Source organism: Oxalicibacterium faecigallinarum (genome assembly GCF_014635705.1).
Lineage (GTDB): Bacteria > Pseudomonadota > Gammaproteobacteria > Burkholderiales > Burkholderiaceae_D > Oxalicibacterium > Oxalicibacterium faecigallinarum.
Genome location: NZ_BMDI01000001.1, coordinates 802,569 through 821,147, shown reverse-complemented (window position 1 = coordinate 821,147; position 18,579 = coordinate 802,569). Strand labels below are relative to the sequence as shown.

Sequence of the window (18,579 nt, the reverse complement as noted above, 5' to 3'; positions counted from 1 at the left end):
CCCCTCGCTGTCGCAAAACTCAGTTTGCGTAATTGATCCACGTGCCTTCCGGTGAGCGCATGAAGTAATCACGATCATTCTGCATCACGATGATTTTCTCGTTCTCGGCAACAAAGCGTGTTGTCGGCAAGGCACGTGCCAGATCGGACAACTGCATCTGATCGAGGTTGCTGACGTCACGATTCATGATGTCTGCCAGCAGCGTGAAGACAGCGCTGTAACTGGTGGGACGGTCCACGAAAATCGGTGGCGCACCTTCTTCATTCGCTTTCATGCCAATCACCTTGACGGCAACCGGTACCATCGTGACCTTGGGATTGGGAATTTCGCGCATGCCGGAAATCTGGATTTTGTCGCCACGCAGCGCTGCGCCATGTTCCGGAATCAGGATCACCACAACAGGTTTTCCAGCCGCTTCGAGCTGCGAGATGAAACGATCGAAATCTGCCAGTAGCTTGTCCAGGCGTGGCTTGTACGTCTGCAGACTGCTGCCTGGTGTGCCTGCAACGATATTGCCGTCGTGCAGCGTGATGGTGTTGTAGTACAACGCGGTTGGCTTGGCCGATGCAGAGGCATTCAAGCGATTGTCCTGCCACCATTTGGAAAGCACGGAGAGATCACCATAAATCGGACGACCATCAAAGCTGCGCATGGCAATATCGCCCCATTTGCCTTCTTCCAGCGGAGAAGGCAGGCCGCTGTAAGACTGGATATCCCCAGCGAAGTGACCAAAAACACCGTCGTGATTCAGTATGCCTCTGACGTCATAGCCTGCTGTCGTGAAGTTGTGGAACAGCGAACAGTCATCCGGATCAGCGCCATACAAGGTGGCGTGAGGCACTTGACCGCATGTACTGCGTAACAGGCGCAAAGCCGCGGGTCCGCTGTAGCTGGCGGCAGAATTAAAATTGCGGAAGATCACGTCGAAGCGTTTGAGAATCGCCGGATTGCCTTCACCAACGAAAGCGAGATCGTCCCACGACAGCGAGCAGACGTGCAGCAAAACGACGTCGAACGGCAATTTCTCGGTCGATACGGCCGGGAACTTGATTGGTGCGCGGGCACGCTCTTCGGTATAAAAATTATCGAGCAGGCTCGCCGGGTCTTTGCGGTTGGCGACGGCTTCGTTGGCCTTGGTTGCCAGATAGTGCGCGCGATCATCCTGCTGTTTGGTGAAGTGATTGATCAGCGGCACGAGCATGATCACGCCAAAGGCAAAGCTGGTAAAACGAACGCGGCTCGACAACAGGCGATAAACGACCAGCATTGCGAGCACGATCAGAATATCGGTAACGCTGATGAAGCGACCAATCAGCTCGAACAGATAAGTGGGACTGAAACCAGCCAGATCCTTGGCGGCCGCAAACGCACGACCGATTGGCGGCAGATTGGATTCGCTATAGAGCAATGCCAGCGCAAGCGGCGCGGCAATCGCGTTTTGGGTGATACGCCATTTGCGTTCGCGAAAACGGATACTGACAAAAATCGCCAGTAGCAGATTCAATTGCCAGCTGAACCGAATGGATTCATTCAGAAACAGTGCAAATTTGGCAAAGAAGTAAAGACTCCAGTAGTGCATACGGTCGACCCCGATTTCTTTATCCGCCGAAACGTTTGCCCAGCAGGGCAAGCAGATCGGCTTGTTTTGTTTTCAGTCCATCCGAAAGCATGAGAAGCAGTTTTTTGTAACCGGCCACACCAAGCGTAAAGATTTCATGCAGGCCTTGCATCGGGCGGTCGGCATCCTGCTCGTTTTTCCAGCCGACCCATGCGTCTGCGCGGGCAAATGTACATTGCACCAGATCAGCCTCCTGTTCGGTCGTCAGCGGATCGAACTGAATGCCAAGACTACCAATCTTGCGCACGATCACGTGCGCAGGGAAGATGTGTTCGCGTTCCTTGTCATGCAGGGAGATCGCGACATGGTCGCCGACATGGACCTGCTGATCGCTTGGCAGTTCGAGCCCTAGACCGGTGAGCGAATAATCCTGTGTAAAGGTGCTGACGCGGCGACCGTCTTGCAGGATCAGCGTTGCTGGCAGGCGGGACGAAACCCGATGCGAGGTACGGACCTGACGCGTTTCGGTGGCGACGCCAACCGCAACCCCGAGCATCAGAAAGTTATACAGCGTCCAGATCATATTCAGCAGCACGGTGCCGGCTTCGTATGTATTCAGATAGAAAAGACGCACGATACCGAAGACCAGTCCGGCAAAGTTCAGCACGATGAGCAGAATGTACGGTTTGGAGATGCTCCAGTCGAAATAGGTACGCGTGATCAGACCGCCTTTTGCCGTGACATTGAATGAGCCTGCGGAAGGGTTGAACATCGCAATCGTGGTTGGCAAGGCGATATACCAGGCCAGTACGGTTTCGTACACTTCTGCCCAGAACGAATGCCGATGCGCACCCTGGATATGCGCATTGGCCAGATTGGACTGAATGATATGCGGCAGCACGTAGAGCGCAATCATGCCGGCCGCCGCGTTGATCAAATGCAGTTCAAAGAACAGGTAGGCAAGCGGCGCGGTCAGGAAGATCAGGCGTGGAATGCCGTAGAAAAAGTGCAGCATCGCATTGCCATAGCAGATGCGCTGAAAGAAGCTCAGGCCTTTGCCGAGAAACGGATTGTCGATACGGAAAATCTGCGCCATGCCACGCGCCCAGCGGATACGCTGTCCCACATGACCGGACAGGCTTTCCGTGGCGAGGCCTGCCGCAAGCGGAATATTGATATATGCGGTGGTGTAGCCGAGTCGATGCAGCTTGAGCGCCGTATGCGCGTCTTCGGTCACGGTTTCAACCGCGATCCCGCCGATCTGTTCGAGCGGCCCGCGTTTGATGACTGCACACGATCCGCAGAAGAAGGTCGCGTTCCAGAGATCGTTGGCATCCTGAATCAGACCGTAGAAAAGCGCACCTTCATTGGGAACGCGGCGGAAAGTCGACAGATTGCGTTCGAAAGGATCCGGTGAAAAGAAGTGGTGCGGTGTTTGCAGCATGGCGCATTTTTCATCGCGTTCAAACCAACCCATGGACTCGCGCAGGAAACTGCGTGTCGGCAAGTGATCGCAATCGAAAATGGCAATGTATTCGCCTTTGGTTTGCTTCAGCGCGCTGTTCAGGTTGCCCGCTTTTGCATGGTGGTTGTTATCACGGATCATGTACTCCACACCCGCTTCTTCGGCAAAGGCCCGGAAGGCAGGACGACGGCCATCATCAAGGATGTAAATGCGGAGTTTGTCCTGCGGCCAGTCCAGTCCCTTCGCCGCCAGTACGGTCGGTTTGACCACGCTTAGCGGTTCGTTATAGGTCGGGATGTAGATATCTACTGCCGGGAAATCCGATACGTCGGCAGGCAGGGCCGCGACCGGGCGCTTGAGCGGCCACGCGGTCTGCAGATAGCCAAGCAGCAGGATCACCCAGGTGTAGATTTCTGCCATGAGCAACAGCGTGGCAAAAAAGATTTCCCAGCCGGTCTCCAGATCCAGCGTGGAGGTCATGCGCCACCATGCATAGCGTGCAGAAGCCATGAGGGACAGGCCGATCAGGATCAGCTTGGACATATTGCCGGGCACGCGGCGAATGAACATCGCCGCGGTCCACAGGGCCACAAGAAACATCATCTGGCCCTGCAGTGAAAACGGGGTGGTACACACAACCGCAAAGACGGCCAGCGAAAGCAGTAGCGCAGCCCAGCGGATCAGCGGATGCGCCAGAGGCGCGGACAAGGCCGCACGGTCGAGACGCTGCTCAAGGTTCAGGAAGTCGCCGTCCGGCAGGCGCGCATTGACGAAATTACCGATTTTCTGAATGAACAGAATGACATAGCCGAATGCAGCCAGCGCCCCGCGGCTGCCAAGATCCAGCGACGTGCCTGCGCTTTGTACGGCAAAATTGGCGGGATTGAAGCGACTGGTGTAATGCGCGCGTTGCGAGGACGGGATGAAAAACAGGCAGCGCAGCCATTCAGCGGATGAGCGATAGTCGGTGATGCCGAAATGGGCTGCCAGACGAACGGGGATGTTTGCGATCTGCTCTGTATCGACCCAGATTTTCTCTTTGCGCTTAGGCCGCAGCATGATGCCGGTCAGCCAGGCACGCAGTTCGCCGGGATTGGCGACCCCCAGCCGGATTGCCAGCCAGAGCACACCAAGAAACCAGGCAGGTCGCGGGTCGGTCGGGTCGTTGTAGTCAGCTTCGAGAGAAATGAATCGTTCCACTGATGATCGGCCTGCGTTCAGGTTGAGAGAACAATCAAATAGATTGTGCCATGAAGCGTGCGATATTTTAACGTTCCGTCACAGAGAAGTGACCGTTTTTTTATGGTGTTAATCGATCCTGTACGAGAGCGGCAAACAGGTTAGGTCGTTTGTGTTATCGGTTGCGCAGCTTCTGCCGCGACAGGGCGATCACGTCGTCCAGTACCGGCACCAATGCCGCAAGGATCAGCAGGGCCGCAAAAGGCAGAACGGCTGAAAACCCGAATATCTTGAAGCCGATGGCACCGATCAGGCAGCCGATGAAGAACATCAGCAGAATGGCGATCAGGGTCAGCAATTTGTCGCGGTCGGCATGAATGTGGCCTTCGGCGTGTGGCTGATTGCTGCGATTCCAGTACAGCATCTTGCCGAATTCGATGCCAAGGTCGGTGATGACGCCCGTCACGTGCGTGGTGCGGATTTCGGCATTTGATAACTGGGTGGCCAGCGCATTCTGCAAGCCCATGATGAAACACAGCAGCAATACGGTCGCCGGCAATGTAATGGCAACAAAGGCATGCAGATTGGCACCTAGCAGGCCGAACTGCAGCAGCAGAAAGGCTTCGACCACAAGTGGCAGCGCATATTCGCTATGTAGTCCACGATGACGGCTCCAGCTGATCATGACGGATGCGGCTGATGCGCCACATAAAAATGCGATAAGTGAACCGACACCGCCCAGCACCAATAACAAATTGCCCAGTACCAGATTATCGGCAATCGCCGAAACGAAACCGGTCATGTGGGACGTGTATTGATGTACGGCAAGAAAGCCGCCGGCATTGACGGCCCCGGCGATCAGGGCGAGGAGCGCGCCCAACTGCCGATTGGCGCTGCGCGTGCGCCGATGGCCAGATAAACGACGCAGGTAATTCAGGAGCATGCGACATCCATGGAAGAACTGTGGCGTGAACCATTGTTACCTTAACGCAAAACCGGACGAGGTTCCAGTCACGCGCCAGAGAAATGCGTCCCGACGAGTGACCGGTATCGTGTTGGCTAGCCGCAGACTTCGTTACCGGCAGCCATGGCCTTGAGGGTCGGCATGTCCAGCAGTTCGATATGGCGATTGTTCACCTTCAGCAGCTCCTGTTTTTTGAACTTGGAGAGCAGACGGCTGATGCTTTCGATGGTCAGGCCGAGATAATTGCCGATGTCCTCACGCGACATGCGCAACTGAAAGCTGGTCGAGGAGTAACCACGCGTGTTGTAACGCGAAGCCAGATTCACCAGAAATGCGGCGAAGCGCTGTTCTGCACGCATATTGCCAAGCAGTAGCATGACGCTTTGCTCGCGTGTGATTTCCTGACTCATCATGCGATGGAAGTGGCGTAGCAGTGTCGGCATGGTGCCGAACAGTTCTTCCAGACGTTGAAACGGAATTTCGCAGACCTCGCTGTCTTCCAGTGCGATGGCGTCGCAATGATGACGATCTGTGCTGATGGCATCCATTCCCAGCAACTCCCCCGTCATTTGAAAACCGGTAATTTGCTGCTCGCCGCCGGCGTTGATCTGGCAGGTCTTGAAGTGTCCAAGACGGATCGCGTACAGATTGGTGAACGGATCGTTCATGCGATACAGATGACCATCACGCGGCACTTTGCGGCGACGGCCGATGATCTGATCGAGTCGGTCCATATCGTTTTCACCCAATCCCATGGGCAGGCACAACTGATGCATGCTGCAGGTAGAACAACTGGCGCGCAAGGCCTTGACGCTGAGATCGGAAGGAGAAGACGTTTTTTCAAGCATTGTCGGATGGAGTCGTTGCAGAGTCGTGTGCCATTGTAAATGGTCTTGCAAGAAGTGCTTTATTAGTTTGCCGTTAAAACCGCACGATTTTCCTGCCGCAACCGCATGAAATTATTTAACGCAGTGCTGATTCCCCGCGCAGTCAATGGAAGGGAATATGCATCCATTTGCCAATAAATCACACAAAACTGTGCTTTTCAGAAGAAGAAACCGATTTTTTGCTGTCGAATGCGAAACAAATCGTTGCAACTCGGATGGGTAATGCCTGCTAGAGTTGCGTCGGAGCAGAATTAACAGGGGTTCGCATTGCGTTTCATCAAGTTCATTTCATCTGAAATCGTTGCATGGTCGGAGCGTCCGACCGATATCAAGCTGCGGCAGGCCGCGGTCGCTGCAGCAGTCGCATTTGCCGGCATCATCTTGCTGATGGCGATCTGGGTATTCGCCTTCATCATGCCCAACCTGCCATCGATCAATGCGCTGACCGATTACAAACCTAAAATTCCCCTGCGTGTCTACACCGCCGATAACGCGCTGATTGGTGAATACGGCGAAGAGCGCCGTGACTTTGTACCGATTGCGCAGATGCCGGACAACCTCAAAAAAGCGATCATCGCGATTGAGGACAACAATTTCTACGAACACGGCGGTGTCGATTTTCTCGGTATCGTCCGTGCGGGGCTGGCCAACCTGGTGCGCAGCCGTTCGCAAGGTGCCTCGACCATCACCATGCAGGTCGCTCGGACTTTCCTGTTGACGCGCCAGAAGACCTATAGCCGCAAGCTGCAGGAAGTACTGCTGTCGTATCAGATCGAGCGCAATCTGACCAAGGACCAGATTCTTGAGCTGTACATGAACCAGATTTATCTGGGCCAGCGCGCTTATGGTTTCGGTAGTGCCTCGCGCATCTACTTCGGCAAGCCGGTTGGACAACTGACGCTGGCAGAAGCGGCCATGCTGGCAGGTCTGCCCAAGGCACCGGCAAGTGCCAATCCGATCGTCAACCCGAAACGCGCAATTGAACGCCAGCAGTACATCCTCAAGCGTATGCGTGATCTGAATTTCATCACCGATGCGCAGTTCGAGCAGGCGAAGAAAGAGGAGCCGGGTGTGCGGAAAGACGGCGGTCAGTATCGTACCCATGCGGAGTACGCCGCCGAGTCAGTGCGTCGCTTCATGTATGAAAAATACGGTGATGCAATCTATACCAGCGGCTTTACGGTGTACACGACCTTGCTCAAGGCCGATCAGGATGCCGCATATGCCGCGCTGCGTCGTGGCGTTCTGGACTACGACCGTCGTCATGGCTATCGCGGGCCGGAAGCTCATGTCGAGTTGTCGGGTGATCAGGAGGAGCGCGAACAGGCAATCGAAGATGCCCTGGTTCGTTTTCCGGACAGCGATGATTTGAAGGCTGCCGTGATTCTGGACGCCACCCCAAAGAAAGTGCAGGCAGTGCTGCTGTCGGGTGACGTGATTGAGGTGACCGGGGACGGTTTGAAGTTTGTTGCATCGGCTTTATCGCCTAAAGCGGCAGAAGCCAAAAAACTCAAGCCCGGCTCCGTGATTCGTGTCGTGTCCGTCAAGGATAAATGGTCGATTGTGCAGTTGCCGGAAGTCGCGGCAGGCTTTGTGTCACTTAATGGTCAGGATGGTTCGATCAGAGCGCTGGTGGGTGGTTTCGACTTCGCACTGAATCAGTACGATCACGTCACGCAGGCGTGGCGTCAGCCGGGTTCGACGATCAAGCCGTTTGTGTATTCGGCCGCGCTGGAAAAGGGCTTTTCTCCAAGCACTTTGGTCAACGATGCCCAGCTTTCCGACGATGGTGGTGTGCAACAGGATGGCAAGGTCTGGAATCCGGGTAATGATAACGGTCAGTACGATGGCCCGATTACCATGCGCAACGGCCTGAAGCGTTCCAAGAATCTGGTGTCCATCCGCATTCTGCGCAAGATTACGCCGCAGTACGCGGGCCAGCACTTGTCTCTGTTTGGTTTCGACCCAGCCAAACAGCCCATGAATCTGACGCTGACGCTGGGTACCGGCTCGGTCACGCCATTGCAAATGGCAGGTGCGTATGCGGTGTTTGCGAATGGTGGCTTCCGTGTTACCCCGTATCTGATTGAAAAAGTCGTGGATCATCAGGGCAAGGTATTGCTGGAAGCCGACCACGCCAAGGCGGGTGATGAAACGATACGCGCCATTTCGCCACGGAATGCGTTTGTTACCGATTCCATGATGCGTGACGTGGTGCGCTCAGGTACGGGCTATCTGGCAAGCCAGCGTCTTGGTCGCAGTGATCTGGCAGGCAAGACCGGTACCACCAATGAGTCGATGGACGGCTGGTTTGCCGGTTACGGACGTGATGTGGTCGGTGTCGCCTGGATGGGCTATGACAAGCCGCGTTCTCTTGGCGGGCGCGAGTTTGGTAGTACGCTGGCGCTGCCGATCTGGACGGATTACATGCGTACCGCCTTGCGTGGCAAATCGGAACTGCCACCAGTCGTGCCGACCGGCCTGATCCGCGCCGAGGACGACTGGATGTATAGCGAATATCTGGATAGTGACGCCGCAGTGCGCTCGCTGGATGTGGATGAGGAGAAGAGCTTCTGGGAGCGTTTCTTTACCCCAACGCCGGAGCAGCCAGGGTCCACTACACCCGCACCGGGTACGCCGGAAGAGCGGGAAAAGAAACGTATGGACGAGCTATATCGCGGCTAAAACAGTTGACGCAGCCCTGAAATGAAAAGGCGAAATGGATTTCCATTTCGCCTTTTTGTTTGGTTTGTCGTGTTTCAGAAGGTCCGGTCAGGAAGCCGTCTCGACCCGGCTGCGACCTTTTTCCTTGGCGCGATACATGGCCGTATCCGCGCGTTGCAGAAGTGCGTCGACCGTAACGCCTGATTCCGGATAACTGGCGACACCAATACTGGCGGAGATGTGCAGCGTCAGATCATCGATTTCATACGGATCGGACAGTTTTCTGACGAGCTTGCGCGCGACCACGCTGCTGTCCTTCATGGTCGAACCGACCATCATGATGACGAACTCATCGCCGCCCAGACGCGCCACCATGTCCGAATGCCGGCTACCGGCTTTTAGTCGAGCCGCCACCATGCACAGCAGACGATCACCAATTTCATGGCCGTACTGGTCGTTGATCGGTTTGAAACCATCAAGGTCGAGATACAGAATCGACAAGGTAGAGTTGTTGCGTTCGCATAGTGACAGATGTTGTTCGACCATTTCATTGAACAGCGCGCGGTTGGCAAGTCCGGTCAGCACATCGTGATTGGCCAGATGCTGTGCGCGATGCAGCATTTCCGATACCTTGATCAGCGAGCTGCCGACTTCATCGGCTTCGCGCAAATGTAAAGGTGGAATGCTCACCACTTCGCCAGACCCCAGTGCAAGGGCGGGGCCGGTCAGTCCGCGAATGGATTCTGCAATGCGCCCGCCAATGAGCCAGGCGGCGCCCAGACTCGTCGCCAGCAACGTGATCGTCGCCAGTACCAGCCACCACAGCGTGACGCGTAACTGATTGTCGATCAGCCGTGTCGGGATGCCGATACCCAGCGACCAGTTGGAAACACTGGAATGACTGATCACCGTATAAACGGTCACCCCATCATGCGTCGTGGAAACGAAGGAGTTGTTGCCCGCAGCGATGTTTTCAAGCAGATCGGGCGAGCCTTTGCGGCCGACAAAGCGTGACATCTCGCGATTGCGCGCAATGATGGTACCGCTACTGTCGAATACGGCAGAGATCCATTCTGCCGGCAAGCCTTGCTGTTGCAACAGCTTCTCCAGTCGTTCCGGGTTGATGGTTGCATGCAAGGTGTAGCGATTGGCATGGCCGCCGGCTTGTACCGGTACGCCGATTGCCAGTAACGGACGCGGATTGATCTTGCTCACAAAGAGGTTCGAGATCAGTGGTTTTCCCGTATCCTGTATCGTCTGAAATTCGTCAGACAGACTGTAGTCGGCCAGCATCTCGTTATACGGATAGCGCGTATTGAATACCTGCGTACCGCTGGCATCCAGCAGCGTAATGCTGATATTCTCGCTGGCGTCCTGAATACGTTTTGCCTGCGTATAAAACGCGCCGAAGTTATGGTCGTCGAGATGTTGCGAAGTCGCCAGCGCATTCAGCGCGGATTCGATACTCGCGATGTCCCGATCAACGACAGCCATCATGGTGCGTGCCGTCGTCAGCAGATTGAAGAGCAGATGATCGCGCGCGCGTTGATAGTCATGTGCGATGAACAGCACAGCCATGAGCGAAGCGGGTACCACGCATGCCAGCACGAGCGTGATGAGCTTGAAACGGATGGTAGGCGCACGCTTGGTTTTCATTGGAAGAAGACGTGACGGAGGAAGTGACCCTGACCAATTCTAGCGGAAGGCACAGAGCGCAATTGTTGTGAAAGCGTAATGAAGTGTGGACAATTGTTAAATTAAAGAAAAATGTGTTTAACGTCTGTGCCGACATCAGTCACATGCTGTTTAACCCTGTATTTGCGTAGAAAAGTTGTCCCTCAATGAAGACCTGGATTGAAATCAAAGATTGTTTTCCCGTTCTGCGTGCCCTGGATGCACGCCAGTTTGCCAATGCGATCGAGCAGCGTCTGATCGATGTCCGTAGCCCCGTGACTGGTTTGCAGATCGATTTGTTCGGCAAAGTGAATGAGGTCAGGATTCTGGAAGAGCAGGGCGTGGTACGCGCCGAGCTGGATATCGATGATGCGTTCTTTGCACGTAACGGACTGACGCGGGAGCAGGTAGATCCGCTGCTGGCAGCGCGCGTTTCCAAACTGCGCCACCCGGCCACCGGGGCCATGCATCCGGTGGCTGCTATCGTGATCTGATTTTAGCGGCGGCGATTGCCGCTCTCCGACATGTCCTTGCGCAAGCGCGATTGCTGTGCCGCAGGTAAATGGTCGGTAAAGACAATGCCTTGCAGATGATCCATCTCGTGCTGGATGCACATCGCTTCCAGTCCATCCGCGCGAAATTCCTGAAGCGCGCCATCCTCATCAATTGACTGCACCTGAATCCACTCGGCACGCCGTACACGCACCGTTACGCCGGGTACGGACAGGCAGCCTTCCTCCTGGCTGGCACTGCCGCCGGCACGGATGATTTCAGGATTGATGAGCACCAGCAGATTTTTGCCCGTGTCGGACGTGTCGATCACAATGACGCGCCGATGCACATTGATTTGTGTTGCCGCCAGCCCAATGCCCTGGCTGGCATACATCGTTTCCGCCATGTCGGTGATCAGGGAGCGCAAGGCATCATCGATCACTTCTACGGGACGGGCGACTGTGTGCAATCGCGGATCGGGATAACGGAGAATCTTGCGGCGCACCATGTGGAAAGGATGGAAGAAGAGATTGCGGCAATGCCAAAGCTGACAAGGATACCGTTTCTGCCGCCATCATGAAAATGCCTGTGGACTTTATCAGTCGACAGGCATTGATTTCTTGCCGCATTGCGAGCGTGGCTACTTGACGAGACTGGCATCCAGCGTGATGTTGGCAGTCAGCAGTTTGGAAACCGGACAATTGGTTTTCGCGGTATCTGCAATGCTTTGAAACTGCGCATCGTCGGCGCCTGGAATTTTCGCAGTCAGCTTCAGATGGACAGCGCTGATTGAAAAACCGCCTGGCACCTTGTCCAAGGTCACTGTTGCAGTGGTTTCCAGTTTTTCCGCAGTCAGGCCCGCCTTGCCCAGTTCACCAGACAGCGCCATCGTGAAGCAACCTGCATGCGCTGCACCGATCAGCTCCTCCGGATTGGTGCCAGGGCCATTTTCAAATCGGGTATTAAAACCATACTGTGTATCCTTGAGTACACCGCTTTGGGTCGAAATGGCGCCTTTGCCATCCTTGATGCCGCCGCTCCAGACGGCCGATGCTGAACGTTCCATCACATGCTCCTTGTTGGTTGGTGAAGTTAAGTAGAGTCCAGCCGTCAAGCGGGGTTCCTTTTGCTGAACGAAAACTGGCGGGATGGCAGGCTGATCGGTATTGCTGGCGATGAAAGTGCTTTATGCATGCCGGTTGAACGATTGAATGCTGACACCCATGGTCATTCCTTTCCAGCGCCGCATGTTCGCAAGAACGCCTTTCGTGCCGATCAAATTAAATGCTGACCTCGTTCTTGTAATCGGGCGGTGGCGACGCAAAGCATTGCGTCAGCACTTGCTGCAACTCTTCGCTGCTAAACGGTTTCCTGACCACGGGAACAGGATCGGTATCAGACGTTGGCGCATAAGCAGTCATGTACACGACCCGCACGCCGCGGGTTAAAGGCGATTGCTTGATCAGGTGCCTTACATGCGTTCCTGGCTTGCCGGGTAACAAAACATCGACCAGCACCAGATCGACGTTTTGACGCACGATGATATCGAACGCCTCTTTTGCGGACTGCGCACTATAAGTGTCGTATCCAAGCTCATTGACTGTCTTGCAGATGTCGCTGGTTACCGTGAGGTCATCATCTACAACCAAAATTGATTTGGGCATGTCGTACTCCAGTAAGGCTTTTACGGAAGTTAAACATGTGCAGACTGGCCTGACCGTTAGCTACGCAACATAAGCCAAGCCGTCACTCAGATCGTTTTGATGCATAGAGACTGAAGGTCGTTCTTTCTTAATGACACCCACCGGAATGCGATCCCAAATTGCGCGGTTCTGTACCATCGCCGTTTTCCAGCTCTTGCAGAATGCCGCAAGCGTCCGTGGACTGAACCCTGCCACAGCGGCTGCGTAGTTCCAGCAATTGCTGTTGCAAACCTTTCAACTCCTCAATGCGATGCGCGACATGGTTGATATGGTGATCGAGCACGGCGTTGACGCCTGCACAATCGGCATCCGGTTGATCGCGAAACGTCAGCAGAGTGCGAATTTCGTCCAAGGCCATATCCAGCGAACGGCAATGGCGAATGAACTGCAGGCGCCGCACATGCGTGTCGTTGTATAGCCGGTAGTTTGCGGCAGAGCGGGAAGGTGGCGGCAGCAATTGTTGCTGCTCGTAATAGCGGATCGTCTCCACGGAAGAGCCGGTCTGGCTTGCCAGTTCGCCGATTTTCAAGGTTTGGGATGTCATTTTCATACCTTTTTGAAAAATTCCCGGAAAGATGCTTGACCCTATAGTAGCTACAGAGTCTTTAATTGCAAGTGTGAATTGAGGTTATCTGTCAGGAGAATTGCATGGGTTGTTGTGATCACGATCATTCCTGTTCTGCATCAAAAGCTGCGGAAGCCGCGCCGGCTCAGCCGATGGCTGCGGTCGCTGGTGCAGCGCAAGCGGTATTGCTGATCCAGAAAATGGATTGTCCGACCGAGGAAAAGCTGATTCGCGACCGCTTTCAGGAGATGGACGGCATTGTCGGCATGCAGTTCGACCTGATGGCGCGCGAACTGACGGTACAACATACCTTGCCGTCGACCGATGATATTGTCCGCGCCCTGACCAGGCTGGATCTGGAGCCCGTCATCAAGTCGGACTCGCTCAATGCCGAACATGTTACCGATAGCGCAGCCGTGTCCGGCGATTTCCGCATTTCGCGGCGTAAATGGATTCTGATGGCGATTTCGGGCATCACGGCCATTGGTTCGGAAATAGTCGCATGGACGACCGGCACGGACAGTTCCATTCCTGTTGTGCTGCTGGCGCTGACTGCCATCATGACAGGTGGTCTGGATACCCTTAAAAAGGGCTGGATCGCTCTGCGGCATTTTTCCCTGAACATGAACTTTTTGATGTCGCTGGCCGTGATCGGTGCAGTGATCATCGGGCAATGGCCGGAAGCGGCGGTCGTGATTTTCCTGTTTGCAGCGGCCGAGATGATCGAAGCCATGTCGCTGGACCGTGCACGCAATGCGATCAAGAGTCTGATGGCAATGACACCGGACATGGCGACGATCCGTGCCGAAGACGGATCATGGACGGACGTGGCTGCGACGACGGTTGCGCTGGATGCGATTGTGCGTATCCGTCCCGGCGAACGTTTGCCGCTGGATGGCGTGATTGTGGAAGGGCAGAGCAGTATCAATCAGGCGCCAATTACCGGCGAGAGCATGCCTGTCGAGCGTGCTGTCGGCGATGCGGTCTTTGCCGGCACGATCAATGAGCATGGTGCTTTTACCTACCGTGTAACGGCTGCACAGTCAGAGTCGACACTGGCGCGCATCATTCGCAGCGTGCAGCAGGTGCAAGGCGAGCGTGCACCGACGCAGCGCTTCGTTGACCAGTTTGCACGTTATTACATTCCGGTCGTGGTGGTGCTGGCTTTGCTGGTTGCCTTGTTGCCACCGTTGCTGACAGGCGCTGCCTTTCAACCGTGGTTGTACAAGGCGCTGGTATTGCTGGTGATTGCGTGCCCGTGTGCGCTGGTAATTTCCACGCCGGTTACAGTGGTAAGTGGATTGGCGGCTGCCGCGCGGCACGGCATTCTGATCAAAGGTGGCGTCTATCTGGAGATGGGTCGCAAGCTCAGGGCCATTGCGCTTGATAAAACGGGCACGATCACGGTTGGGAAGCCGGCTGTCGTCGATGTGTTGCCGCTGCATGGTGCAGTGGGTGATCTGTTCAGAATCGCGGCCAGTCTTGCACATGTATCCGATCATCCGGTATCGACGGCAGTCTTTACGGCCTGGCGTCAGGGATCGGTCGAGTCGCCGTTTGATGTTGCTGCCTTTACAGCCTTGCCGGGACGTGGCGTGCAGGGGGAGATCAATGGGCAGAACTGGGTATTGGGCAATCATCGGCTGATTCACGAACTGGGTATCTGCAATGACGCTCTGGAAGCCACGCTGGACAAGTACGAACGCGAAGGCAAAACAGCGGTCGTGCTGGCCAGTGATCAGGGACCGCAGTTGATCGTGACGGTTGCAGACAGCGTACGTGAAGGGGGCGATGCAGCGATCAAACGTTTGCAGGCAATGGGCGTCCATGTCGCCATGCTGACAGGCGATAACGTGCATACCGCCAGTGCAATTGCAGGCAAGGTGGGGATCACCGATGCACGCGGCAATCAGTTGCCGGATGACAAGTTGTCAGCAGTGAATGACATGGCGTCACAATACGGACCGGTCGGCATGGTGGGTGACGGTATCAACGATGCGCCTGCGCTGGCGCGTGCCGATATCGGTTTTGCAATGGGTGCGGCTGGTACCGACACGGCGCTGGAAACGGCAGACGTCGCGTTGATGGATGACCGTCTGAGCAAGCTGGCCGACTTCATTGCGCTGAGCAAGACCACGCATCGCGTTCTGATGCAGAACATCACGATTGCACTGGGTATCAAGGCCATGTTTCTCGTGCTGGCTTTGAGCGGGCAGGCAACCCTGTGGATGGCGGTGTTTGCCGATATGGGGGCAAGCCTGATCGTGGTGGCGAACGGGTTGCGTTTGCTGCGCGCGGTATGAGGTTTGCAGAGACGTTCGCCATAAAGTCGCATTCCACGTTATGATGCCTGCCGTGAAAAAACTATTTGTCATCGCGATGTTGCTGATTCTGCCATTCCACTTTTCGTGGGCGGCGGCGGCGGTCTATTGCGAGCATGATGACAAACCAGTCAGCCATTTCGGTCATCACACGCATGCCGAAGATGCCGATTTTCATGCCGCCAATGGCGATGTGAATGGCAAGGTACATGGCGATTGCGGTTACTGCCATGCGGCTGCAGTGCAGGCTTCGATCTTTGTGCCGGGTAAGCCGCCCGTCATGCAGCCATCACGCGTGTATGCGGACGATCCGCCTGCCGTATTCACTTCCCATATTCCCGAGGGCCCCAGACGGCCTGATCGTTTGTCCGTCGCTTAACGCGACGGGACGATTCTTCCTTGTCTCTGCCTGGTAACTGATTGGCAGAGCACGTCCTGTCGAATTCACTCCGTCTTTTTCTTCAGGAGAATTCGATGTACAGGGTTTCCGTGTCATCCGGCATGCTGGCGCTTGCGCTGCTGCCGGTCTGGACTGACGGTGCCGTGGCACAAATCGTTGCGCCACCACCAGTTCATGTTTCAGAAAGCAAGTCGGTTCCGACCGCATCACCATCATCCGCACCATCCACGCCAGCGCTGACATTACCGCAGGCGCTGGAGCGTGCGCTGGCAGCCAATCCGGAATTGTCTGCCGCGCGTCGCGAAGCCGAAGCAGTTGCAGCGACAATCAGGCAGGCCGGCGTTATTCCCAATCCCAACGTGTCGATGGCCGTCGAGGATCGTCGGCGCGATACGCGCACGACCGCATTCGAGCTGAGTCAGCCTATCGAACTGGGTGGCAAACGTGCCGCACGTGTGGCGGCAGCGAGCCGTGCTTATGACACGGCCCAGGCAGAGCTGCAGGCCAAGGCCGCGGATATTCGTGCGCTGGTCATCACCGCATTCTTCTCGGTATTGCTTGAGCAGGAACGTGTGCGCCTTGCCAATGCCGCCTTGTCGATTGCGCAGCGGGGAACGGACATTGCCGGACGCCGTGTCATGGCAGGCAAGGTATCGCCGGTGGAAGAAACCAGAGCGCGTATCGCCGAAGCGGGGGTGCGGCTGGAGTCGCAGCAAGCAGCCAGTGACCTGATTCTGGCGCGCCGCAAACTGGCGGCAACCTGGGGCGGCAACGCGATGGGCATGCAAGCCGCTGTTCAGGTGGATGGCAACCTGAACAGCCTGCCACCGGAACCAAGCTGGGACGCGATATACGCACAACTGCAGGATGCACCGCTGATGCAGCGTGCACGTACCGAGATTCAGCGCTGGCAGGCACAGGTCGATGTCGAAAAGAGCAAGCGCATTCCGGATGTGACCGTCAGCCTGGGCATGCAGCGCAACAACGAACTGGGGCGCGATCAGGCCTTGTTTGGCGTGTCGATTCCATTACCGGTCTTTGATCGCAATCAGGGCAACCTGCTGGAAGCCTTGCGCCGTGCCGACAAGGCGGGGGATGAGCTGGCGGCGGTCGCCATTCGTCTGGATGGCGAGTTGGCGCAGGCATATACCACCTTGCACAACGCACGCGAACAGGCACGTGTGCTGCGCGATGACATCTTGCCGGGCGCCCAAAGTGCATATGACGCGGCAGCGCGTGGCTTTGAGTTCGGCAAGTTCAGCTTTCTGGATGTACTGGATGCACAACGCACCTTGCTGCAGACCAGAACACAACACTTGCGCGCCATGGCGGATGCCTATGCTGCCGCTGCCGAGATCGACCGCGTGCTCGGCGTGTCGGCCAGTGCTTCCTTCAACCCAAGCAAGTAGCGGGAACCATCATGATCTTCAATTTGAAAAAGAAACAGGCGATTGCGATCGCCATCATCGTTGTGACCGGTCTGCTGGCAAGTGTGCTGATTCTGTTTTCCGACAAGCATGAATCGTCAGCGGATGGTCATGCCGGTCATGCGCATGGTACGACCAGGAGCGAAGATAAAAACGATGTGAAGACAACCGGAGGCGCACCTGATGCGACAGGTGGCAACGGTCGCGACCATCGCGACCAGGACGCGGAAAAACCGGCAGCGGCCAAAGCCAAGACCGTCGTCCTGACGGATGCGCAAATCAAGGCGGCGGGCATCAAGATTCTGGCAGCAGATGGCGCCACGATCCGAGTAGCGAGTCAGTTGCCGGGCGAGATCCGTTTTAATGACGATCGCACCGCGCACATCGTGCCGCGTGTGGCCGGTGTGGTGCAAAGCGTACCGGCCGATCTTGGACAAAGCGTGAAGAAAGGACAGGTGCTGGCGGTAATTGCCAGTACGGCTGTTTCCGAACAGCGTAGTGAGCTGGCCGCAGCGCAGAAGCGTTTGCGACTGGCGCAACTGACTTACGAACGTGAGAAAACCTTGTGGCAGGACAAGATATCTGCCGAGCAGGATTATCTGCAGGCACGACAGGCGTTACAGGAAGCCGAGATTGCCTCGCAAAACGCCCGGCAGAAGCTGGCGGCGATTGGCGCAGAGGGTGTCGGCAATGGTGAACTGAATCGTTTCGAAATCCGCGCCCCCTTTGACGGCATGGTGGTGGAAAAGCATATTTCACTGGGCGAGGCACTGAAGGAAGATGCGCCGATTTTCACCGTATCCGATCTATCGACCGTGTGGGCAGAGATTGCCATTCCCGCGCGAGACCTGAATCGTGTGCGTGTCGGTGAAAAGGTGCTGGTCAAGGCCGATGCCTTTGATTCTTCCGCCGCAGGTACGGTGTCGTATGTCGGTTCGCTGCTGGGTGCAGCAACACGTACGGCAACGGCGCGCGTCACGCTGGTGAATCCGCAAGGCACGTGGCGCCCGGGTCTGTTCGTCAATGTCGAGGTCGTCACCGCAGAAGCGGAGGTGGCGGTTGCGGTGCCAGTCGGTGCCTTGCATCGCATCAATGAACGTGACGTGATTTTCGTCCGTACGGCCGATGGATTCAAGGAGCAGGTCGTCAAGACCGGCCGCACCGACGGCAAGCTGACCGAGATCGTCGATGGGCTGAACGCGGGAACCGAGTACGCGGCAGACGGCAGCTTTATCGTACGCTCCGAGCTCGGCAAGGCCGATGCGGTGCACGTGCATTAA

General features: G+C 56.0%; 15 protein-coding genes. 6 read left to right on the top strand and 9 right to left on the bottom strand.

Annotated features, from left to right (window positions below; all coding sequences use genetic code 11):
* Positions 1–19: 19 nt before the first annotated feature.
* The 4 genes from bcsG to fnr form a co-directional block, all read right to left on the bottom strand.
* Positions 20–1,579: a cellulose biosynthesis protein BcsG gene (gene bcsG, locus IEV29_RS03965; RefSeq protein WP_188379954.1), complete on the bottom strand. Its 1,560-nt coding sequence runs from the start codon at positions 1,577–1,579 to the stop codon at positions 20–22.
* A 19-nt stretch (positions 1,580–1,598) separates the two neighbouring features.
* On the bottom strand, positions 1,599–4,223 hold the full coding sequence (bcsA, locus tag IEV29_RS03960) for a UDP-forming cellulose synthase catalytic subunit (RefSeq protein ID WP_229726214.1): 2,625 nt from the start codon (positions 4,221–4,223) through the stop codon (positions 1,599–1,601).
* 154 nt (positions 4,224–4,377) lie between these two features.
* The gene (locus IEV29_RS03955; RefSeq protein WP_188379953.1) at positions 4,378–5,145 is read right to left on the bottom strand and encodes a YoaK family protein; all 768 of its coding nucleotides are present in this window, start codon (positions 5,143–5,145) and stop codon (positions 4,378–4,380) included.
* Positions 5,146–5,261: 116 nt separating this feature from the next.
* Positions 5,262–6,014: a fumarate/nitrate reduction transcriptional regulator Fnr gene (fnr, locus tag IEV29_RS03950; protein WP_188379952.1), complete on the bottom strand. Its 753-nt coding sequence runs from the start codon at positions 6,012–6,014 to the stop codon at positions 5,262–5,264.
* 306 nt (positions 6,015–6,320) lie between these two features.
* Here fnr and IEV29_RS03945 point away from each other — a divergent pair, with 306 nt between their 5' ends.
* Complete coding sequence (locus tag IEV29_RS03945; protein ID WP_373868083.1) at positions 6,321–8,738, top strand: penicillin-binding protein 1A; 2,418 nt, start codon at positions 6,321–6,323, stop codon at positions 8,736–8,738.
* 87 nt (positions 8,739–8,825) lie between these two features.
* Here the strand turns inward: IEV29_RS03945 and IEV29_RS03940 are convergent, their stop codons facing one another.
* Complete coding sequence (locus IEV29_RS03940) at positions 8,826–10,373, bottom strand: sensor domain-containing diguanylate cyclase (protein ID WP_188379951.1); 1,548 nt, start codon at positions 10,371–10,373, stop codon at positions 8,826–8,828.
* 185 nt (positions 10,374–10,558) lie between these two features.
* Here IEV29_RS03940 and IEV29_RS03935 point away from each other — a divergent pair, with 185 nt between their 5' ends.
* Entirely contained in the window at positions 10,559–10,885 is a 327-nt protein-coding gene (locus IEV29_RS03935; RefSeq protein ID WP_188379950.1) for a hypothetical protein, read from the top strand.
* Positions 10,886–10,887: 2 nt separating this feature from the next.
* Here the strand turns inward: IEV29_RS03935 and def are convergent, their stop codons facing one another.
* The 4 genes from def to cadR form a co-directional block, all read right to left on the bottom strand.
* Positions 10,888–11,391 carry a peptide deformylase gene (gene def, locus IEV29_RS03930; RefSeq protein ID WP_188379949.1) on the bottom strand — a complete coding sequence of 168 codons (504 nt, stop codon included), beginning with the start codon at positions 11,389–11,391 and terminating at the stop codon, positions 10,888–10,890.
* Positions 11,392–11,523: 132 nt separating this feature from the next.
* Positions 11,524–11,949, bottom strand: coding sequence for an OsmC family protein (locus tag IEV29_RS03925; RefSeq protein ID WP_188379948.1), 426 nt, complete (start codon positions 11,947–11,949; stop codon positions 11,524–11,526).
* A gap of 214 nt (positions 11,950–12,163) precedes the next feature.
* Positions 12,164–12,547 carry a response regulator gene (locus IEV29_RS03920; RefSeq protein WP_188379947.1) on the bottom strand — a complete coding sequence of 128 codons (384 nt, stop codon included), beginning with the start codon at positions 12,545–12,547 and terminating at the stop codon, positions 12,164–12,166.
* 127 nt (positions 12,548–12,674) lie between these two features.
* Positions 12,675–13,130 (bottom strand): Cd(II)/Pb(II)-responsive transcriptional regulator, encoded by a 456-nt coding sequence (gene cadR, locus IEV29_RS03915; RefSeq protein ID WP_308632703.1) that lies wholly within the window; start codon positions 13,128–13,130, stop codon positions 12,675–12,677.
* Positions 13,131–13,234: 104 nt separating this feature from the next.
* Between cadR and IEV29_RS03910 the strand changes: the two genes are divergently transcribed.
* From IEV29_RS03910 to IEV29_RS03895, 4 genes are all read left to right on the top strand, one after another.
* Positions 13,235–15,454, top strand: coding sequence for a heavy metal translocating P-type ATPase (locus tag IEV29_RS03910; RefSeq protein ID WP_188379946.1), 2,220 nt, complete (start codon positions 13,235–13,237; stop codon positions 15,452–15,454).
* Positions 15,455–15,506: 52 nt separating this feature from the next.
* Complete coding sequence (locus IEV29_RS03905) at positions 15,507–15,851, top strand: DUF2946 family protein (RefSeq protein ID WP_188379945.1); 345 nt, start codon at positions 15,507–15,509, stop codon at positions 15,849–15,851.
* 95 nt (positions 15,852–15,946) lie between these two features.
* Positions 15,947–17,281, top strand: coding sequence for a TolC family protein (locus tag IEV29_RS03900; protein ID WP_188379944.1), 1,335 nt, complete (start codon positions 15,947–15,949; stop codon positions 17,279–17,281).
* Positions 17,282–17,292: 11 nt separating this feature from the next.
* Complete coding sequence (locus tag IEV29_RS03895; protein WP_188379943.1) at positions 17,293–18,579, top strand: efflux RND transporter periplasmic adaptor subunit; 1,287 nt, start codon at positions 17,293–17,295, stop codon at positions 18,577–18,579.

Excerpts from the sequence above, each read along its gene's own strand:
- bcsG (WP_188379954.1), bottom strand. The coding sequence starts at position 1,579 with ATGCACTACTGGAGTCTTTACTTCTTTGCCAAATTTGCACTGTTTCTG.
- IEV29_RS03955 (WP_188379953.1), bottom strand. The coding sequence starts at position 5,145 with ATGCTCCTGAATTACCTGCGTCGTTTATCTGGCCATCGGCGCACGCGC.
- fnr (WP_188379952.1), bottom strand. The coding sequence starts at position 6,014 with ATGCTTGAAAAAACGTCTTCTCCTTCCGATCTCAGCGTCAAGGCCTTG.
- IEV29_RS03940 (WP_188379951.1), bottom strand. The coding sequence starts at position 10,373 with ATGAAAACCAAGCGTGCGCCTACCATCCGTTTCAAGCTCATCACGCTC.
- IEV29_RS03935 (WP_188379950.1), top strand. The coding sequence starts at position 10,559 with ATGAAGACCTGGATTGAAATCAAAGATTGTTTTCCCGTTCTGCGTGCC.
- def (WP_188379949.1), bottom strand. The coding sequence starts at position 11,391 with ATGGTGCGCCGCAAGATTCTCCGTTATCCCGATCCGCGATTGCACACA.
- IEV29_RS03925 (WP_188379948.1), bottom strand. The coding sequence starts at position 11,949 with ATGGAACGTTCAGCATCGGCCGTCTGGAGCGGCGGCATCAAGGATGGC.
- IEV29_RS03920 (WP_188379947.1), bottom strand. The coding sequence starts at position 12,547 with ATGCCCAAATCAATTTTGGTTGTAGATGATGACCTCACGGTAACCAGC.
- cadR (WP_308632703.1), bottom strand. The coding sequence starts at position 13,130 with ATGACATCCCAAACCTTGAAAATCGGCGAACTGGCAAGCCAGACCGGC.
- IEV29_RS03910 (WP_188379946.1), top strand. The coding sequence starts at position 13,235 with ATGGGTTGTTGTGATCACGATCATTCCTGTTCTGCATCAAAAGCTGCG.
- IEV29_RS03900 (WP_188379944.1), top strand. The coding sequence starts at position 15,947 with ATGTACAGGGTTTCCGTGTCATCCGGCATGCTGGCGCTTGCGCTGCTG.
- IEV29_RS03895 (WP_188379943.1), top strand. The coding sequence starts at position 17,293 with ATGATCTTCAATTTGAAAAAGAAACAGGCGATTGCGATCGCCATCATC.